Genomic DNA, 17,882 nt, shown 5'->3' with positions numbered 1-17,882 from the left:
GAGGAGGCCACGAGATGGACGTCATGACCGTCGGAGCCCACATCGAGGAGGCGATCCTCCGCGCCTCGGTCCTGATCCCTCGGGACGTCGAGGACGCGCTCGCCCGCGCCGCCCAGAAGGAAGACAGCGAGATCGCCCGCTCGCAGCTCAGGGCGATCCTGGAGGACGTCGAGGTCGCGCGGGACGAGAAGCGGCCGATCTGCCAGGACACCGGCATCGTCTCGTTCTACATCACCGCGGGCTTCGACTTTCCGCACACCGCCGGGATCATCCGGCAGCTCGGCCGAAGCCTGGTGAAGGCCACCGGGGAGATCCCGCTGCGCCCGAACACGGCCCACCCGCTCACCGGCGCGAACCCCGGTGACAACACGGGGCCGAACATGCCGATGGTGGACGTGATGTTCACGGAGGGCGACTCGATGGTGATCGACGTCCTGCCCAAGGGGGGCGGGAGCGAGAACCAGTCGTTCCTCTGGATGCTCACGCCCGCGGAGGGGATCAAGGGGTTCAGGAAGCGGCTCGTCGACCACATCCAGAGGGCCGGCGGGAAGCCGTGCCCGCCGCTGATCCTGGGCATCGGACTGGGCTCGCCCGCGGACCTCGCGCTCAGGCTCGCGAAGCGCGCCCTGTCGAGGCCGCTCGGCCGGCACCACGCCGAGAAGCCGGTCGCCGATCTCGAGGCCGCGATCCTCGACGACCTGAACGACCTGGGCGTCGGGCCGATGGGGCTCGGAGGCCGGACGACGGCGCTCGACGTGCACGTGGAGTACACCTTTCGCCACCCCGCGTCCTACCCGGTCGCCCTCGCCGTGCAGTGCTGGGCGGACCGGCGTGCCCGGGTGATCGTGAGCAAGAACCTCGACGTCAGGGTCGAGCAGTAGAGGGGGCCGACATGGAATACACGCTCAGCACGCCGATCCGGGACGACGAGATCGAGAAGCTGCGGGCCGGGGACATCCTCTACCTCAAGGGGATCCTGTTCACCGCCCGCGACGAGGCGCACATGCACCTCCTGGAACACGGCGTCGAGGGGCTCGACCCCCGCGGGCTCGCGCTCTACCACTGCGGCCCCATCATGAAGCAGGTCGGCGGGACGTGGCAGGCCGTCGCCGCGGGTCCGACGACCAGCGCCCGCATGGACTCCCTCGAGGCGCGGTTCCTCGAGAAGTTCGGGCCCAAGGTGATCGTCGGGAAGGGGGGCATGGGCGCGAAGACCCGCGACGCGCTGGTGAAGCACAAGGCGGTGTTCACCAACTTCACCGGCGGCGCCGGCGCCCTGGCCGCGAAGTCCCTGCCCAGGGTGAAGGCGGTCCATCTCCTGAAGGAGCTGGGGATGGCCGAGGCGGTCTGGGTGTTCGAGACCGACCGCTTCGGCCCTCTGATCGTGACCATGGACTCGCACGGGCGCTCGCTGCACGACGAGGTGGACGAGGTCACCCGTGCGAGGGCGGAAGAGGTGAAGGCGCGGATCTGAGCGGGCGCCGGGAGGCGCCGGCGGAAACGGGTGCGAAGCGTGATCGACGAAGAACGCCGAAAACTGATGCGGGCGCTGGTGGCCGGAGCCCTCGGGCTTGCGGCGAAACCGGTGGTCGCGGCCGGGGAGGCGGGCGCGCCGCGCGCGCCCATCGCGGCCAAGAAAGGCCTCGTGGCGCGCGGAATGCGCGACGGGATCCTCGGGGACAAGGGAGTCCCCGACGCGTCGAAGCTCGAGGACGCGCTGGGCAAGTCGGTGGCGCGAGCCGTCGGCGAACGCGGGCCGGTGGAGGCGATGCGCCGCCTGTTCGAGCCGAAGGACGTGGTCGGGATCAAGGTCAACTGCATCGCGGGGAAGGGGCTCTCGCCGGACCCCAAGCTGGTCGGGCTCCTCGCGCAATGGCTGGTCACCGCTGGAGTGCCGCCTCGGAACGTCGTGATCTGGGAGCGCACGGACCGGGAGCTGATCAAGGCGGGATACACGATCCAGCGGGACGGGCGCGGGATCCGCTGCCTCGGCACCAACGACGACTACGAGAAGAGCCCTAGGGAGTGGGGGGCGGGGGGATCCTGCTTCGCGCGGGTCCTGGCGGAGGAGTTCACGGCGCTGATCAACGTCGGCGTGCTCAAGGACCACGACCTCGCCGGGGTGTCCGTTGGCCTCAAGAACTGGTACGGGGCCATCCACAACCCGAACAAGCACCACGACGATGGGTGCAACCCGTACGTCGCCAGTCTGGCCGCGTTCCCCCTGATCCGGGACAAGCTGCGCCTGACCGTGATCGACGCGATGGCCCCGCAGTGCCACGGCGGGCCGGCACGGGTGCCGCGCTGGTCCTGGCCCTACCACGCGGTGCTCGCCTCGACCGATCCGGTGGCGATCGACGCGCTCGGCTCGAGCGTCATCGAGGCGCGCCGCAAGGAGGTCGGGCTCGAGTCACTCGCGAAGGAGAAGCGCGAGCCGCGGTACATCGCCGAGGCCGCGAAGCTCGGGCTCGGCGAGTCCGATCTCTCGAGGATCCGGGTGGAGGACGTGTGAGAGCGGCGGACCTCGAGCGCCGGCGGTTGCTCGGCTCGCTGGTCGCGGCCGGCGGCGCCGCCTGCGCGCTCGCGAGGCTCGGCGCCTCGCCGGTTTCGGCGCAGGGGGTCGACGCCGGGCCATCGCTTCCCGTCCCGTCGGCCGGCGATCTCCCGGCGCGGCCCGCTCGCTGGTTCAAGAAGCTCGACGGCCTCAGGGTCGAGTGTGGGCTCTGCCCGCGAAAATGCCGGGTCGCCGACATGGAGCGCGGTGCGTGCGGCGTTCGCGAGAACCGGGGGGGCGAGTACTTCACACTGGTCCACTCCCGCCCGTGCTCGCTGCACCTCGACCCGGTGGAGAAGAAGCCGTTCTACCACGTGCTCCCCGGGACGAGCGCGGTGTCACTGGCGACGGTCGGCTGCAACTTCGAGTGCAAGTTCTGCCAGAACTGGGAGATCGCTCAGGCGCGGCCCGAGCAGGTGCCCGCGATCGACGCGCCGCCGGAGCGCCTCGTCGCCCTCGCGAAGGCCAACGGGACGCCGACGATCGCCTGCACCTACACCGAGCCCGTGGTGTGGTCCGAGTACGTGTACGACATCGCGGCCGCGGGCCGGAAGGCGGGGATCCGCACGCTGATGATCTCCAACGGGTCGATCCAGCCGGAGCCGATGGGCGACCTGCTCGACGTGCTGGCGGCGGTCAAGGTGGACCTCAAGGCGTACACCGACCGGTTCTACCGGGTGACGTGCAAGGGGGAGCTGAAGCCTGTCCTCGACACGCTGCGCCTCCTGAAGAAGAAGGGGATGTGGACCGAGATCGTGGTCCTGATCGTCCCCACCCTGAACGACGGCGAGCAGGAGCACCGGGAGCTGGCGAGGTTCGTCGCGGGCGACCTCGGCCCCGACGTGCCGGTCCACTTCACCCGCTTCCACCCGGGGTATCGGCTCATGAACCTACCGAGCACCCCTGTGCCGGTCCTGGAGCGCGCCCGCGAGATCGCGATGACGGAGGGGCTGCACTTCGCCTACGTCGGGAACGTCCCGGGCCACCCCGGGAACCACACGTATTGCCCCGGCTGCAAGACCGCGCTCATCGAGAGGACGGGCCTCGCCGTCACCCGGAATCGCCTGGTCCGAGGCCGCTGTCCGGACTGCGGACGCGAGGTGCCGGGCATCTGGGCTTGAGGGGGCGTTTCCAATCACTTCCTCTGGTCCTTCACCGAAACGTCCGCGACGCGCCGGAACAGGTACCACCGCCAGCCCCCCAGCGGCGCGCACGGGTAGTCGGCGTCGAGCACGTAGCGGTAGCCGGGCAGGCCGCTCAGCCGCTGCTCCGGCGCCGGTTCCCCCTCGAAGCGATGGACCAGATACCAGTCGGGTCCGGCGCCGGTCCATTTCTCCCGCGGAACGTAGAAGAGCCGCTCTCCTCCCGGTACCCGCGCCGCGTAGTAGCGCCCGACGACGCTGTTCCGCCAGTCGTTGTCGCCGGAGACGACGACGCGACCGCCGGGACCCGTCGCCAGGATGTGGGTCAGCGCGGCGCTGTACCGGCCACGGCCGTCCTCGAGCAGCCGCTCCAGGCGCCCCGCATTCCCATACACGAAGAGCGCGGCGAGGGTCGTCGCGGCGAGCGTCCCGGGGAGGCCGCGGGCGGCTAGGGCCCCCAGCATCCCCGCGACAAGCAGGAGTCCCAGCGCCGCACTGACCTCGAAATGGCGCTCGAAGACCTGCTCGTTGGCGCTGAATCCCAGCACGCAGATCGGTGAGACGAGGATCGCGGTCAGGTATAAGACCCCCAGGTCGTCACCTCGAGCGAAGAGGCGGCCGATGCCGGCGGCTAGGACCGCGCAACCCACGGTCAGGAGAAACCCCGTGCCGAGGCCGATCGGAAGGCCGCAGGTGTAGGCCACGGTACGACCCACGACGGGCAGGACGTTCTCCGCCGGCGCCCCGCCGATGACGATGCCGCGAAGGAAACCGAAGTAGAGGAGAGCGGCCGCGGCGGCGGGTAACGCGTGCCAGCGGACCGCCGCAACGAGAAGCGCGAGACCGCGCGGCCCGCGGCGCGCCCAACGGACGGCCGACCAGGCCGCGACCCCGGCGGGAATGTGAACGGCCGTCGCGTTCGCAAGGAGCGCCAGGGTCACCGCCGCCCCGTAGATCAGCGCCCAGCGGCTCCGGGGGCCGAGATCGCCGCGCACCGCAGCGAAGAAGGCGAGCAGGGAGAACCCCAGCGCGAGACCGTAGCCGCGAGCTTCCGATCCGCACGAGACCAGGAGGTACGAGGTGCCGAGAAAGATCGCCGCGAGGAGGGCGCGCGCTCGCGGCGATCCGTCCCGCACCCCTCCGGTGCGGGCGACGATCGCGGCGCCGAGGGCGACGGAGGCCAAGCCGCCGAAGACCGCGGGGAGCCGATAGACGAAGTCGCTCCCGATCGGCCGAAGCGCGTAGAGCAGGAGCGAGTAAAGCAGGTGATTGTTGTCGTGCCTCTGGAGGAAGATCTCGAGCGGCGAGCGGACCTGGCCCACCCGGTCGATGCTCCACACCTCGTCGAGCCACAGGTCGCCTCGCGCCGCCAGCGCGAGCAAACCTCCGGCCGCGACCAGGGCCAGCCCGATAGCGATTCGCCACGGTCCGCTCCAAGGAGTCGCGGCGGAGGAGTCCGGCGCGAGAACTGCCGCCCGTCGGGGCGCCTCGCTCGGATCGCGGCCCTGCGACATCTTCCCTTCTCCTCTCCGTGGTCGGAAGCCAGGAGGCGCAGGAAGAAGGGAGTATATTCCGCCGGACCGACCGCGCTCGCCTCCGCGGCGACGTGTTCCCCGCCATGCCGGAAGCGGCGTCCCGGCAGCCCAGGTGTAACCTGTGCCGGGGGGACGATCATGGACGAGATCGTGGTTCGGACCTGGGGAGAGCTACAAGACCTCCTCTTCGCGGAATCCTGGCAGGAAGCGCTGGGGCGTTTCCGCTCGCCCCTCGCGTTCCGCGGCGGGGCCGATTCGAGGGCCGACTTGAAGTCGGGCCTCCTGAAGCTCGGCGGCGCGCCGAACCGGCAGGAGGGGCACCTCCTCCGCAACTTCCGCAAGTACGCCCACCGAGACGCGGTGCCCGGCGACTCGGTCTGGAACTGGCTCGCGCTCGGGCAGCATCACGGCCTGCCCACGCGCCTCCTCGACTGGTCGTTTTCGCCGCACGTGGCGCTCCACTTCGCCACCGAGGACACCGACCGCTACGACGTCGACGGCGTGCTCTGGTGCATCGACTACCTCCGCATCCACCAGCGGCTTCCCACGCCGCTCCGGGACGTGCTGGAGCGCGAGGGGTCGAACGTGTTCACCGCCGAGATGCTCCACCGGGTGGCGCCGACCCTCGAGTCGTTCGACGCGCTCTCCAAGGAGCCGTTCGTGCTCTTCCTCGAGCCGCCGTCGCTCGACGACCGGATCGTCAACCAGTTCGCGCTCTTCTCCCTCATCTCGGAGCCGTCGATCCGGCTCGACCGGTGGCTCGCCGAGCGACCCGGCCTCTGCCGGCGGATCGTCGTGCCGGCGGGGCTCAAGTGGGAGGTCCGGGACAAGCTGGACCAGGCGAACATTACCGAGCGGGTGCTGTTCCCTGGCCTCGACGGCCTCTCCCGCTGGCTGAAGCGCTACTACACCCCGCCGCGGGAGCCGCGAGCCTAGCGTGGGGGCGCGGCGCCGCGCCTCGAAGGAGCCATCGCGATCAGGACCGTCGCAGCGGAGACTCCCAGAAGCGCGGCGAGCCCGAGACAGGTGCCGCGGAGCCCGAGGGTGGGGACGATCAGGACGGCGACCGTCAGCGCCGCGATCGCGGCGCCCGCGTGGTCCGCCGCCTCGACCCGGCCAGCCGCGTCGCGGGCGTCCTCTCCCCGGCAGAGCAGCGCTCCGGCGCCGCTCGGAAACACGGTCCCGGTCGCGACCCCGGAGAGGAGCAGCAACGCGCCCAGAGGAGTCGCCGCGGCCCATCGTGACCCTGCCAGGGTTGCGATTCCGTGCAGCGCCGCCGGCAGCGCGACCGCGAACGTCAGGGCGACGCCGCTCGCGAGGAGGAGCCAGCGGTCCGACTCTTCGGGCCCCGCCTCCGCGGCGCCGCGAGCCGCCCACCCGCCGATCGCGAGGCCGGCCATGAACGCCGCCGTCAGCCAGCCGAGCTGCCCGTAGAGCGCGCCCACGCGAGTCTGGAACGCGAACAGCAGCACGAGGCTCCACGCCATGCCCGCGGCACCGGTCAGGGTCACCGCGTGCAGCGCGGCGAGTCCCACGAGTGGCCTTCCACGCGTCCACCGTGCAGCGGCGAGCAGGAGGACGGCGAGCGACGGGATCGAGGCGAGGAGCGCGGGCCAGGACGTGCCCGTCCTCCCGCCTCCGGGGAGCCAGGACGCCAACGCGCTCCCTGCGATCCTCTGCCTCAAGGCGAGCGCGTGGAGGAACGACACGGGGCGCTCGTCCCGGCTTGCGGGGAGGCGCGCGGCCGCGAGGAGCAGCGCGCGCTCCTGGGCCGCCACGCGCTCGGGGGGGAACATCAGCCCGAACGTCTCCGGCACGACGACTCTTGAAGCGATCTTTCTCTCGAGAAAACGCGCGGAGAGCACCTCGGGATCGAGCGTGACCACGTCGGAGCGGAATCCCGCGATCAGGAAGCCGTCGGGCCCCGGCGCGGCGGCCACCACGGGGAAGGCCTCGCGCAGCGCGCGGTAGACCGACCCGCCGAGCGCCGCCGTCTCTCCGGTGACGACGTTGGGGGCCGTGCGGAGCCTCGTGGCGAACACGCCGTCGGGGGCGAGCCGGGATGCGGCCAGCCGGAAGAACTCCGCGGTCGAGAGGCGGGCGAGGAGCAGGGTCACGGGATCCGGCTGCTGCACGAGGATCAGGCCGTACGGCTCGCCGCCGCCGGCGAGGAACGCGCGCGGGTCGTCGATCACGATTCGGACGCGGGGGTCGCGTAGCGCGGCGTCGTCCTCCGGCGGGAGAAAGCGCCGGACGAAGTCGAAGGCCCGCCCGTCCATCTCGACGAGGTCCACGCGCTCCACCGGGTGGTGGAGGAGGTGTCGGAGACCGCCGAGCGGCAGTCGTCCCACCGCCAGCACCCGGCCGGGCCCGGGGGCGAGACACGCGGCGGCGTGCGTTTGGATTTCCTGCTCCTCGGGATCGGGGAACGACCCGACGTACTGTCCCCCCTCGTACAGATGCCGCACACCGTCACCGGCGATCGCGACCTGCTGGTACGGGGTGTCGAGCCAAGCGACGAGCGCCATCCCGGGGACGAAGCCGCCGAAACGCGCGCGCTCCGTCGCCTCCTCGAGCCGCGACGAGACGGGCGAGAGCGCCAGCAGCGCCAGGGCGAGCGCGAGGAGCGGGAGCACGGCGCGCCCCGGAATCGAGCCGGCCCTGGCCGCGGGGACGGCCAGTGCGAGCGCGAGCGCGCCGGCGATCGCCGCGGCGTGGAGCGGCGCCGCCAGCGGGATCAGGACGAAGGTGACCGCGAGGCCCGCCGCGAGGGATCCGGCCGCTTCGAAAACGTAGAGACGGGCGATCCCCTTGCCGCCCGCGATCCCCGCGGCCGAGGCCGTCGCGGCGAGCGCGGTGAACGTGAGCCCGACGAGCGCCCCGGGAAGGGCCATCGCCGCGATCGACAGCACGAGCGAGGCTCCGAGCGCCGGGACCTCGCCGGGCGGCACCGGGAGCGCGAGCCGAGCCGTGCGGGCGACCAGGATCTCCGCGACGCCGGCGGCGGCGAGCAGGGCCAGGCCGGCCATCGCCACGAGCGCCGGGCGCCTTCTGGCGGCCCGGCGCGCGGCGGCGGCGCCGAGGGCGATCCCGCCGAGCCACGATCCGAGCCCCAGTCCGACGGCGGTCTCGTCCCCCTGGAGGCTGACCAAGAGCTCGCGGAGGAGCAGGACCTGATTCGCGAGCGCGAGGGCTCCCGCCGAGAAGCACAGGAGCGAGAACGGGACCAGGGGAGCGCGGAGGCGGCTCCCTTCGCTCATCGGCCCGGAGACGCGCCGCGGACGGTCTCGAGCGCCTTGCGCGCGTCCGCGTCGCTCGGGTTCCGGCGAAGCGCGTCCTCGAGGGTCCGGAGGGCCTCGGCGCGAGCCCCGCGTGACGCGAGGTAGCGCGCGTAGGTCACGAGAGGGGCGGTGAAGCTCGGTGCAAGCTCGAGCGAGCGCCCGAAGCTGGCCCTCGCGCCCGCCTCGTCTCCCGACTGGAGGGCGATCATGCCGAGATAGTAGTGCGGGCGAGGGTCGGCCGGTCGGGCCTGCCCCATGGCGAGGAAGGCTTTCTTGGCCTCGTCGACCTGGCCTGCCGCCATCCGGGCCGCGCCGATCTGGCCGAAGAGCTCGGGATCCGGCCGGACGTTCTGCCCCTGCGCCACCTCGAAACAGGTCGCGGCGCGCGCCGGCTGGCCCGCCTCGAGGAGGAGGAGTCCCGCATCCACCAGCGTCGCGGCATCTCCCGCTCGCGCGTCCGCGAGCGCAGCGGCGCTCCTGAGCGCGGCCTGCCGGTCGCCCTGGCGCGACTCGATCTCGAATCGAGCGGCGATGGCCATCCCGTTCCGCGGGTCGCGGGCCAGCACGTCCCGGAGGACCTTCAGTCCTTCCGCCCCGCGCCCCGTCTCGCCCAGGAGGCCGGCGAAATCCACCGCGATCAGGCTCCTGCGGGGGTCGTCCTTGAGGAGATGGCGGTAGAGCTCCTCCGCCTCGGGGAGCTTGCCCTCCAGCCGGTACGCGCTGGCCAGCATCGAACGGGCCTTCTCGGCGAGCACCGAGGTGTTGTCTCGATCGGCCTCCGCCGCGGCGAGGGCCGCGAGCGCCTCCTTCTCGGCCTCGGGATACCGCTCGAGCTGGATCAAGGCGAGGATTCGGGTGTTCCGCGCCTCCTGGCTCCTGGGGTTCTCGCGGAGGATCTCGTCGGCGGCGGAAAGCGCGCCGGCGGCGTCCCCCTTGCTGAACCGCTCGCGCGAGGCGTGCACGCGCCGGATCTCGTCGATACGGTCCTTCGGGTCGGCGAGCCCTCCCGGCGCGGCGGAGCCGGTCTTGAAGAAATCGCCGCCCAGGTAGCCGAGGCTCTTGAGCCGCTCCTCCTCCTCGCGGGTGAGGGTGCGGCGGGAGCCTGCGGCCGCCGAGTCGTCCGTGGTGCTGCCCTCCCACCTCGAGAGCAGAGCGGCCATCTCGTGGGCACGGTCCGGGTCGCCCGCGGCGAGATCGTGCCGCTCGCCGGGATCGCCCCTCAGGTCGTACAGCTCGGGTCGCGGGGCCTCGACGTACTTGTACCGGAGGTCGCGGATCATGTGCAGGGCCGCCAGGCCGTATTCGAGGCGGGGCATCAGCGTCTCCGCGTGGGCGACGGCCAGGCGCCCGTCGTCGGCTCCCTCGATCCGCGGCCTCAGGCTCTTGCCCTGAGCCTTCTCGAGAGGCGGCTGCCCAAGGAGGTCGAGGATCGTCGGCGCGATGTCGACGAGCTCGACGGGGCCGCCGACCTTGAGGCCGCGGGGGACGAGCCCGGGAGCGCGGAGGATGAAGGGGACGTGGAGCGTGGCGTCGTAGAGGAAGAAGCCGTGGGTGTCCTCGCCATGCTCCCCGAGGCTCTCGCCGTGATCGCCGACGACGACCAGCACCGACCGGTCGAGGAGTCCGCCGCTCCTGAGCCGCGTCACGAGATCCCCGAAGCAGGCGTCCACGTACGAGATCTCACGGTCGTAGCCCGCGCCCTCGAGCGTCCGTCCCGGCGTCTCGGGCGGTCGGTATGGCTCGTGGGGATCGTAGTAGTGCACCCAGAGGAAGAAGCGCCCGGGCCGCCGCCGGCCGAGCCAGTCGAAGACGCGCGCGTTGACCTGGTCCGCGGTGCGCTCGGCCTCGTAGAGCTGGTCCTCGCCCCCTCGAAAACGGTTGACGTCCACGTCGTCATAGGTGTCGAAGCCCTGCTCGATCCCGAACCCCCGATTCAGGACGTAGGCAGCGACGAACGCCGCCGTCTCGAACCCCGCCGAGTGCAGGCGCGTGGCGAGGGTCGTCTCCGACTCCCGCAAGCGGTACAGGCCGTTGTGGTGGACGCCGTGGGACGAAGGGTAGCGGGCGGTCAGCAGCGAGGCGTGGGAGGGGAGCGTCAGGGGAACCTGGCTGATCGCCTGCTCGAAGATCGTTCCCTCGTGCGCGACCGCGTCGAGATTCGGCGTGGGCACCGCGGTGCCGCCGAACGCTCCGATGCGATCCGCCCGCGTGGTGTCGAGCGTGACCAGGATGACCGAAAGCTCGGAAGGGGCCGGCGTCCGGCCGCACCCGCCGATCCAAGGCGAGGCGGCGACGAGCGCGCATCCCACCAGGATCTTCCGCGCGTACACCGTCATTCGATGCTCCAACTGCCTCGCCGGTCCGCACTCGGCGCGGGAGAAGGCTCCGGCGCGCGGATCCCGGCCGGGGGATGATAGAGCAGCGAGAAGCGGCCGTCACGCTCCCTCGCGTGCGCTCCGAACGCTGCGCGCTGTCGATCAGAAACGGTACGAGACGGTGGTGTACACCTGGCGGGTCCCTTCGGATGCCCCCTGGTTCTGCTCGGCGGATACCGTGAGCACGATCCGCCGCGCGAGGACGGCGTCCCAGTCCAGGCCGTACCAGCTCAGCCTGCCGCTCGGGATCGGAGAGAAGCGAACCGTCTCGATCCGGGTCCCGCCGTGGACCTCGAGACGCGACCAGGACGTGAGGTCGGCCGATGCCGACACCGAGTGCAGCCAGCCCTCGACGACGTCGCTGGTGTACCGCGTGCTGCGCGCCTGGACGGCGAAGGCCGGGCGTCCCAGCCCGTGCACCCCCGCCCGGAGCGTGGTCGAGCCGGCCTGGCCGTCCACGCCGCCGATGCTTCGCCGACCCTCGAACCCGTAGCTCACGTGGGTACCCACCTTGCCGTCGGCACCGATCCAGGAGCCGCGCCGCGTCCGGTCGTCGAACTCGGTCTCGGGCGTGATCGAGTCGCGGTAGAGCCGGACGCTCCTCCGGCCGTCGAACCCACCCTGCACCGTGAGATCGTCGGCGACGCGCCAGCTGAGGCTGACGAAGGCGCTCGTGAGGGTCAGCGTGTCCCCCTCCGCCGTCTTCTTCCACCCGCGATTCACGTCGGTTTCCTCGGTGGCGTACGCGGAGACACGGGCGCCGTCGTACCGGCCCTGGAGGAAGACGAAGTCGCGGTCGATGTTCCCGTGGTCGGACGAGTCCACGGCTCCCGTCGTGAACGCCCACCGGCGAGCGGTGCCCATGCCGCTCCCGACCTCGTAGTAGGCGCCGTACTCTCGCACGTCCGAGGAGTACCCGTAGGTGAGCGGATCGGGCTGGGTTCCCGTGAAGATGCCGGTCGCCCAGTGCTCCTTGCGGTACTCGGCGACGAGGCCGTCGAACAGGCTGACGACCGCCAGCGACGGCGAGAACTGACGTCCCAGGGTGAACCGCAGCGGCTCGTCGCGGCGCCGGTACCCGACGGACAGGCGGTAGATCCGATCGCGCGTCTCGGTCTCCGAGCTTCCGCTCACGAAGCTCCTCGTCGTCCGCTGGGCGCGGACGTCCACGTCGAGGTCGATCGGGGCTCCTCCGACTTGCGAGCCGTCGAGCCTGAGGTCGAGCGCGGGCTGCCGGTACCCGCCGGAGCCGTCGACCGCGCTGACGTCGAGGAACCGGAGCCCCACGCGGCCGCGGAGCCCGGCCGCCCTCCACCAATCCACTCTGGGCTTGTAGGGCACTTGGGCCGGCGGCGGGTCCGCGGGTGACGGCTGCGCGCCGGAAGGGGACGGCGGCGGGTCGGCGGCGGCTTTCCGAACCTCGTCTCCCGCGGAGAGATTGGAGCCGGCGCTGACTCGGGCGCACCGGGCGCGGCTCGGCGAGACCTCGACGACCTGGATCTCGGCGACGACCTGGTCGCCGCGAACGACGTCCAGCCGGTCTCCCACGGCGACCCCGCTTAGGGAGCCCTCCGTCACGTAGACCGACGAGCTGGTGACGTAGCTGATGCGGGACGTCGAGTCCGGCACGTCCGATGCCGGCGCCGGCGCGGACAGAAAGAGGACCGCGGCGGGGAGGAGCGCCAGCCCGGGGCGTCGCCGGATCGTCATCGCCGTGACCTCGTTCGATTCGAGGATCCGTTGGGATGGCAGTGGTAGCACGCGGCGCTGTCGTACAAGTACCCGCTGACTCCCGTGTGCTGCGAGTTCATTTCCGCCTGCGAATGGCAGAGGAAGCAGCTGAACACGGCGTAGTTAGCGGAGTTGGTGTGACAATCCGAGCAGTGGGTCCACCGTCCCGCGTGCGTCCCCGTGTAGATCGGGAAGGATGACGGCAACGAGGCGTCGTGCTGGGTGAAGCGGGCCCCGGTAAAGGTCGCTGTCGTGTGGCATTGCGTGCAGTCGGTCGAGAAGCCGGCGGAGACGTGGTTGGGGTCCGTCTGCGCGTTGTATGCGGCCTGGTGGCACGACACGCAGGTCGTCGGCTTCCCCGCGTAGACGCCGTCCGCGTGGCAGGCGGCGCAGGCGAGGCCGACGTGGGCCCCGGTGAGCGGAAACGCGGTGTTCGCGTGATCGAACGTCGCGCCGGACCACGTCACGGTCGTATGGCAGAGCGTGCAGTCCGTGGGGAATCCGGCCTGGGCGTGGTTCGGATCGGTGGTGCCGTTGTACTGCGCGAGGTGGCACGACACGCACGTGGTCGGCTTTCCACGGTAGACGCCGTCGGCATGGCAGGCGTTGCAGTCGAGTCCGGCGTGGGCGCCGGTGAGCGGGAACGCGGTCGTCGAGTGGTTGAACGTCGAGCCGGACCAGGTTGCGGTCGTGTGGCACAGGGTGCAGTCGGTGGGGAACTCGGCCTGGGCGTGGTTCGGGTCGGTGGTCCCGTTGTACTGCGCGAGGTGGCACGACACGCACGTGGTCGGCTTTCCGCGGTAGACACCGTCGGCATGGCAGGCGTTGCAGTCGAGTCCTGCGTGGGCGCCGGTGAGCGGGAAGGCGGTCGTCGAATGGCTGAACGTCGAGTTGGACCAGGTCGCGGTCGTGTGGCAGACCGTGCAATCCGTGGGGAACCCGCCCTGGGCATGGTTCGGGTCGGTGGTCCCGTTGTACTGCGCGAGGTGGCACGACACGCACGTGGTCGGCTTTCCCCGGTAGACGCCGTCGCCGTGGCAGGCAACGCAATCGAGGCCGACGTGGGCGCCGGTCAGGGGGAACGCCGTCGTCGAGTGGTTGAAGGTCGCCGGGATGAAGCTGACGTTGTTGTGGCAGAGAGAGCAGTCGGTCGGGAACCCGGCCTGGACGTGGTTGGGGTCGGTCGTGGCGTTGTACTGCGCGAGGTGGCACGAGATGCACGCGGGGCTGAGGTGCGAGTTGAACGGCTGCCCGTGGCACCGAACGCACGCGATCGCATGTCCCCCCGTCAACGGGAAGCCGTTGGTCGCGTGGCCGCCCCGTGCCGTGCCGAAGGTGACTGAGCTGTGACACACGGAGCAATCGCCGGTGAAGCCCGCCGGCACGTGGTCCGGCGGCCGCTGGGGGGCGGTGGGGAACGCCGCGCTGTCGTGGCAGCCCGCGCACTCCACGGGGAGCCCGACGTACATCGTGCGGCCGAGGGAGCGCGTCCGATGACACGACTCGCAGTCGGCCGCCGCGTGCGCGCCGGAGAGGGGGAACCGGCTCGTCCGGTGCATCCGCACGGCCTCGGAGCGATCGATGAAGCTGAGGGGGGTGTGGCACCGGGCGCAGTCGGTGCCCATCTCTCCTCGGTGCACGTCCTGGTGGCAGTCCACGCAGGACTTGCCGGCCCGAGAGAAGACGAGTGAGACGTGGCATGACCGGCACGGAACTGCCCGGTGGGCTCCCTGGAGCGGGTAGTACTTCGAATGGTCGAACTTCTTGGTCGGAGCCGCCGGCAGCCAGTGCTCCTCGCTGTGGCAGAGGCTGCAATCCGCCTTCCACGAGCCGTGCGGATTCTGCCGCACGGGGGCGTCCTGGGCCCGCGAGCCGCCGGGCGCCGTCGCGACCACCATCGTGAGCAAGGCGGCGAGGCCGATCGTCCGCAACCGGGAAGACTGTAAGGCGGTCGCCATGGATCGTCGCCCTCCCCGCGGGCCGATAAACCCCAGCCTGCCTCCGATTCGCTGCATCAAATCCTACTCGCCGCCGCCCAATTACTCAAGCGCAGCGACCCGGACTTGGGGGTCCCCGCCTACGTTCCTCTGGCAGCCGGAGCTGCCTCGGGCCGGCGCTCGCCCGGCCCGCCGCCTCCGTGGCAGCTCGCGCAGCTCGTCGGTGTGCCGGTGTAGATCGTCACCGGGCGGCCGTCCGGCCCGGGGGCACCCGACGGGGAGTGGCAGCGAGCGCAGAGCACGCGGGCGTGAGCACCCTTGAGCGGGAACCTCGTGTCCCGGGCGTGGTCGAAGAGGACCGCGGGACGGAAAGCCTGGACTCCGTGGCACGCCCCGCACGCGCCTCCGTCCTGTCGGGCGGCGAACTGTCCGCCATGCGGATCGGCGTGGCAAGCGTCGCAGCGCTTCCGCCGGAGACCGAAGACCAAGGCTCGGCGGGGTCCCTGGCCGAGGACGAGGCTCGTACCGGCCGGGGCAGCCTGGAGCTCGACATGGCACTTCGAGCAAGGAGCCTTGCCGTGCGCACCTTCGAGGGCGAATCCCAGACGGCCGTGACCCGCGGCGTCGATCCGGCTCGGCCGGAACGCGGTCGTGTCGTGGCAGCCGAGGCATCCGCGCGCGACGGGACGCGCGCCGTCGGACGCGAATCTCCCCCCGTGAGGGTCGAAATGGCAAGTGGTGCAATCCGGGGAGGGATGGAGCGCGACACCCGCCTTCCCCAGCTCCGCGGTGCCCGGCAGCGGGGGTAGGCCCGGGCGGGCCGCCGGCCCGTGGCACGCCCCGCAGGTCACGGCCGCATGGCGGCCGTCCAGCGGGAAGCCGGTCTCCGCGTGCCGAGCGGGCGTGTAGGTCGAGGGACGGTAGGCGTTCGTGTCGTGGCAGGCCCCGCAGTCGCCGCCGTCCGGCCGTTTCTTCTCCTGTCCGGCATGGTTGTCCGCGTGACAGTCGCCGCATCGCGAGCTGCGGGGGCGGAGAAGGACTCCCGCACGCCCCGGCCCCTTGCCGCCGGCGGGATGGCAGGAGCGGCACTGCACCTTGCGATGGGCGCCGCGCAGAACGTAGGGGGAGTCGTCGTGGCGTTCCACCGTGAAGGTGCTCGGCGCGTATGCGTCGGTCGTGTGGCACGCGGCGCAGTCGGCCGGTTTCCCTGTGAGGGTGGCCTGTCCGGCGTGGGCGTCCGCGTGACAGGCGCCGCAGCGATCGAACACCGGCTTCGGCACCCACGGGGCGCCGGCCGGCGAGTGGCACTTGGCGCACGGCACGCCGGCGTGGCGACCCCTCAGCGGATAACGGGTGCGATCGTGGTCGAACGAGCCCTTGCGAAGCTCGCGGAATCCGAGCTCGGTGTGGCAGCGAGCGCAATCGGCGCCGAAACGGCCGGCGTGCGGATCGCGGTGGCAGTCGCCGCAGCTCGCGTGGGCGAGCGGCTTGAAGAGCGGATGCGAGCGCCCCGCGCGGTCGACCGGCAGCGCCAGCGAGGGAACGAGGTGGCACTTCGCGCAGGGGACCGGGGCGTGCTTGCCGGCCAGGGGAAACGAAGTCTTCGAATGGTCGAAGGCCGGAAGGGTGAACGACCCGGTCGCGTGGCAGCGCTCGCAGTCCGCCCCCAGGGCGCCGCGGTGAACGTCCTCGTGGCAGCCGCGGCACGCGACGCCGAGGCCGGTCCAGCCGCGAACCGCCCCGCCGCTTCGCGGCGCAAGGTCGGCGGGGGGGGAGACGCGGAACTCGGGACGCCCGTGACAGGCCGCGCACGGCTTTCCCGCGTGTTTCCCCGTGAGCGGCCACCCCGTCAGCCGGTGGTCGTACGCCTCCGGCCTCCCGCCCGGCAATCGGACGAGATCGAACTCGAGACCGGCATGCTCCGGGTGACACTTCGCGCAGTCCTTCGGGGCCTCCTTGCCATGGTAGCCCCGCCTCTCCCCGATGAGCCAGCGGATCTCGCGGTGACAGGCGAGGCATTGATCGTCGACGCCCCGCTCGCCGCCGGGACGGTGGCACTTCATGCAGTTGAGATTCCCCTCGAGGTCGTGGTGGGCGCGAGAGAGCGGGCCGGGGGACACCTGGGCCGCCGCCTCGAGGGCGCCGAGCAAAGCGAGCGCGATACAGCTTCGCCGGGAAAGGCGGTGGACGTCAGGCAAACGAACTCCCCTGGCCGGCGAACGACTCCATCTCGGCGACATCGTACACGACCTTCGATCGTTCCTCGCCGGGAACCCCTAACTTTCGCGGCGTCCCCCGACGCCCCTCGGCGAGGACGAAGGAGGGCTCACAGGAACCACGTCTGCCCCACGAGGATGGCGACCGTGACGTGGATGATGACCGCGACGAGAGCGGTGAACGCGACCGGGCGATGCGCGGCGTGCCAGAGTCGAAAGACGCTCTGGATCGCGTCGAGCATGCGGGCCTGCTGGTCCAGCGCCATCTCCCGGCGGGCGAGGCGGGAGATCGTCCGGAGCCGCAACGGCCCGGCCGATTCGCCGTGTCCCTCGGCGCGCAGCCGCCGCACCAACGCGCGAACGGCCCGGCGGCGACTGAGGTCGTCGGCGATCATCCGGGTGACCGCGTCCAACGTCCCCTTGGGGGCCCCCTTCCGCGACCGCGGGGAAAGCGCCTCTTCGATTTCACCCGGTGCGAGGCCCGTCGCCTCGCTGAGAGTCCCGAGGAGCGCCCTGCGCTCGGCGGCGGCCTCCTCGCGCCCCAGCTCGATCCCGCTGCGACTGCGCGGGATGCGGGTGTAGAGGTACCTTCCGACGATCCCGGAGAAGAAGACCACCATCAGCGCCGCGTAACCGAGGCCGATGAGCCCCGTGAAATGCCACGACGCGTGGGTCGCGGCGACGAAGGGGATCAGGATCCCGGCCGGGATGTGGAAATCGAGCCAACGCGAGACGCTGCCGGTGAACGCGAGCGACGGGAATTGCTTGCGAAGCGGGTAGAGCCACAGGAACAGGAACAGGAAGAGCGCCAGGATTCCGAACGACTGGCCGACGAGGCCCGACGGCTTGAACAGAGGGCGGAGGGGATGGCGCATCCGCTCCGCCATCGGCGAGAGGTAGTAGGACAACCCCGCGCCGTTCGCCGCCAGGAGCGCGGCGACGACGACGACGAACAGCGCGCGCCGCACCTTTTCCGAGACCGGCATGAAACACCACCCCGAGTGCCGAGCGCAGGACCGCCCGGCGCGGAAGTTCCGGTCGCTCCGCCACCGGCTACAATCTACCGCGGCGGCCGACCCGGGTCCACGGTCCGGGCCCGCTCGAGCCGGTC

12 protein-coding genes are annotated in these 17,882 nt (G+C 71.4%); 5 read left to right on the top strand and 7 right to left on the bottom strand.

The annotated features are described in order from the left end of the window. The first annotated feature begins 23 nt into the window (after window positions 1-23). Genes LAO51_05210 through amrS form a run of 4 tightly spaced genes read left to right on the top strand, consistent with a single transcriptional unit; the run spans window position 24 to window position 3,675 of the window. Window positions 24-881, top strand: coding sequence for a fumarate hydratase (locus tag LAO51_05210; GenBank protein MBZ5638143.1), 858 nt, complete (start codon window positions 24-26; stop codon window positions 879-881). Between the two features lie 11 nt (window positions 882-892). Beyond that, window positions 893-1,474 carry a FumA C-terminus/TtdB family hydratase beta subunit gene (locus LAO51_05205; GenBank protein ID MBZ5638142.1) on the top strand — a complete coding sequence of 194 codons (582 nt, stop codon included), beginning with the start codon at window positions 893-895 and terminating at the stop codon, window positions 1,472-1,474. Between the two features lie 39 nt (window positions 1,475-1,513). Then, entirely contained in the window at window positions 1,514-2,512 is a 999-nt protein-coding gene (locus LAO51_05200) for a DUF362 domain-containing protein (GenBank protein MBZ5638141.1), read from the top strand. Next, on the top strand, window positions 2,509-3,675 hold the full coding sequence (gene amrS, locus LAO51_05195) for an AmmeMemoRadiSam system radical SAM enzyme (protein ID MBZ5638140.1): 1,167 nt from the start codon (window positions 2,509-2,511) through the stop codon (window positions 3,673-3,675). The genes LAO51_05200 and amrS overlap by 4 nt, the downstream gene beginning before the upstream one ends. Before the next feature lie 14 nt (window positions 3,676-3,689). On the opposite strand, the gene LAO51_05190 is transcribed toward amrS, so the two are convergent. Further along, window positions 3,690-5,210, bottom strand: a complete 1,521-nt coding sequence (locus LAO51_05190) for a hypothetical protein (protein ID MBZ5638139.1) — start codon at window positions 5,208-5,210, stop codon at window positions 3,690-3,692. A 159-nt stretch (window positions 5,211-5,369) separates the two neighbouring features. Between LAO51_05190 and LAO51_05185 the strand changes: the two genes are divergently transcribed. Further along, window positions 5,370-6,167 carry an FRG domain-containing protein gene (locus tag LAO51_05185; GenBank protein ID MBZ5638138.1) on the top strand — a complete coding sequence of 266 codons (798 nt, stop codon included), beginning with the start codon at window positions 5,370-5,372 and terminating at the stop codon, window positions 6,165-6,167. Here LAO51_05185 and LAO51_05180 read toward each other — a convergent pair. From LAO51_05180 to LAO51_05155, 6 genes are all read right to left on the bottom strand, one after another. After that, complete coding sequence (locus LAO51_05180) at window positions 6,164-8,491, bottom strand: hypothetical protein (protein ID MBZ5638137.1); 2,328 nt, start codon at window positions 8,489-8,491, stop codon at window positions 6,164-6,166. The genes LAO51_05185 and LAO51_05180 overlap by 4 nt on opposite strands. Further along, window positions 8,488-10,848, bottom strand: a complete 2,361-nt coding sequence (locus LAO51_05175; GenBank protein MBZ5638136.1) for a sulfatase-like hydrolase/transferase — start codon at window positions 10,846-10,848, stop codon at window positions 8,488-8,490. The genes LAO51_05180 and LAO51_05175 overlap by 4 nt, the downstream gene beginning before the upstream one ends. 141 nt (window positions 10,849-10,989) lie before the next feature. Further along, window positions 10,990-12,597: a hypothetical protein gene (locus LAO51_05170; GenBank protein MBZ5638135.1), complete on the bottom strand. Its 1,608-nt coding sequence runs from the start codon at window positions 12,595-12,597 to the stop codon at window positions 10,990-10,992. Further along, complete coding sequence (locus tag LAO51_05165; GenBank protein ID MBZ5638134.1) at window positions 12,594-14,576, bottom strand: hypothetical protein; 1,983 nt, start codon at window positions 14,574-14,576, stop codon at window positions 12,594-12,596. Before LAO51_05165 ends, LAO51_05170 begins: the two co-directional genes overlap by 4 nt. 119 nt (window positions 14,577-14,695) lie before the next feature. Beyond that, on the bottom strand, window positions 14,696-16,753 hold the full coding sequence (locus LAO51_05160) for a hypothetical protein (GenBank protein MBZ5638133.1): 2,058 nt from the start codon (window positions 16,751-16,753) through the stop codon (window positions 14,696-14,698). Between the two features lie 128 nt (window positions 16,754-16,881). Then, window positions 16,882-17,757, bottom strand: coding sequence for a hypothetical protein (locus tag LAO51_05155; protein MBZ5638132.1), 876 nt, complete (start codon window positions 17,755-17,757; stop codon window positions 16,882-16,884). Window positions 17,758-17,882 lie beyond the last annotated feature (125 nt).

The organism is Terriglobia bacterium, from assembly GCA_020073205.1.
GTDB lineage: Bacteria > Acidobacteriota > Polarisedimenticolia > Polarisedimenticolales > JAIQFR01 > JAIQFR01.
The sequence above is the reverse complement of the archived record's forward strand: the minus strand, read 5'-3'. Positions and strand labels throughout refer to the sequence as shown.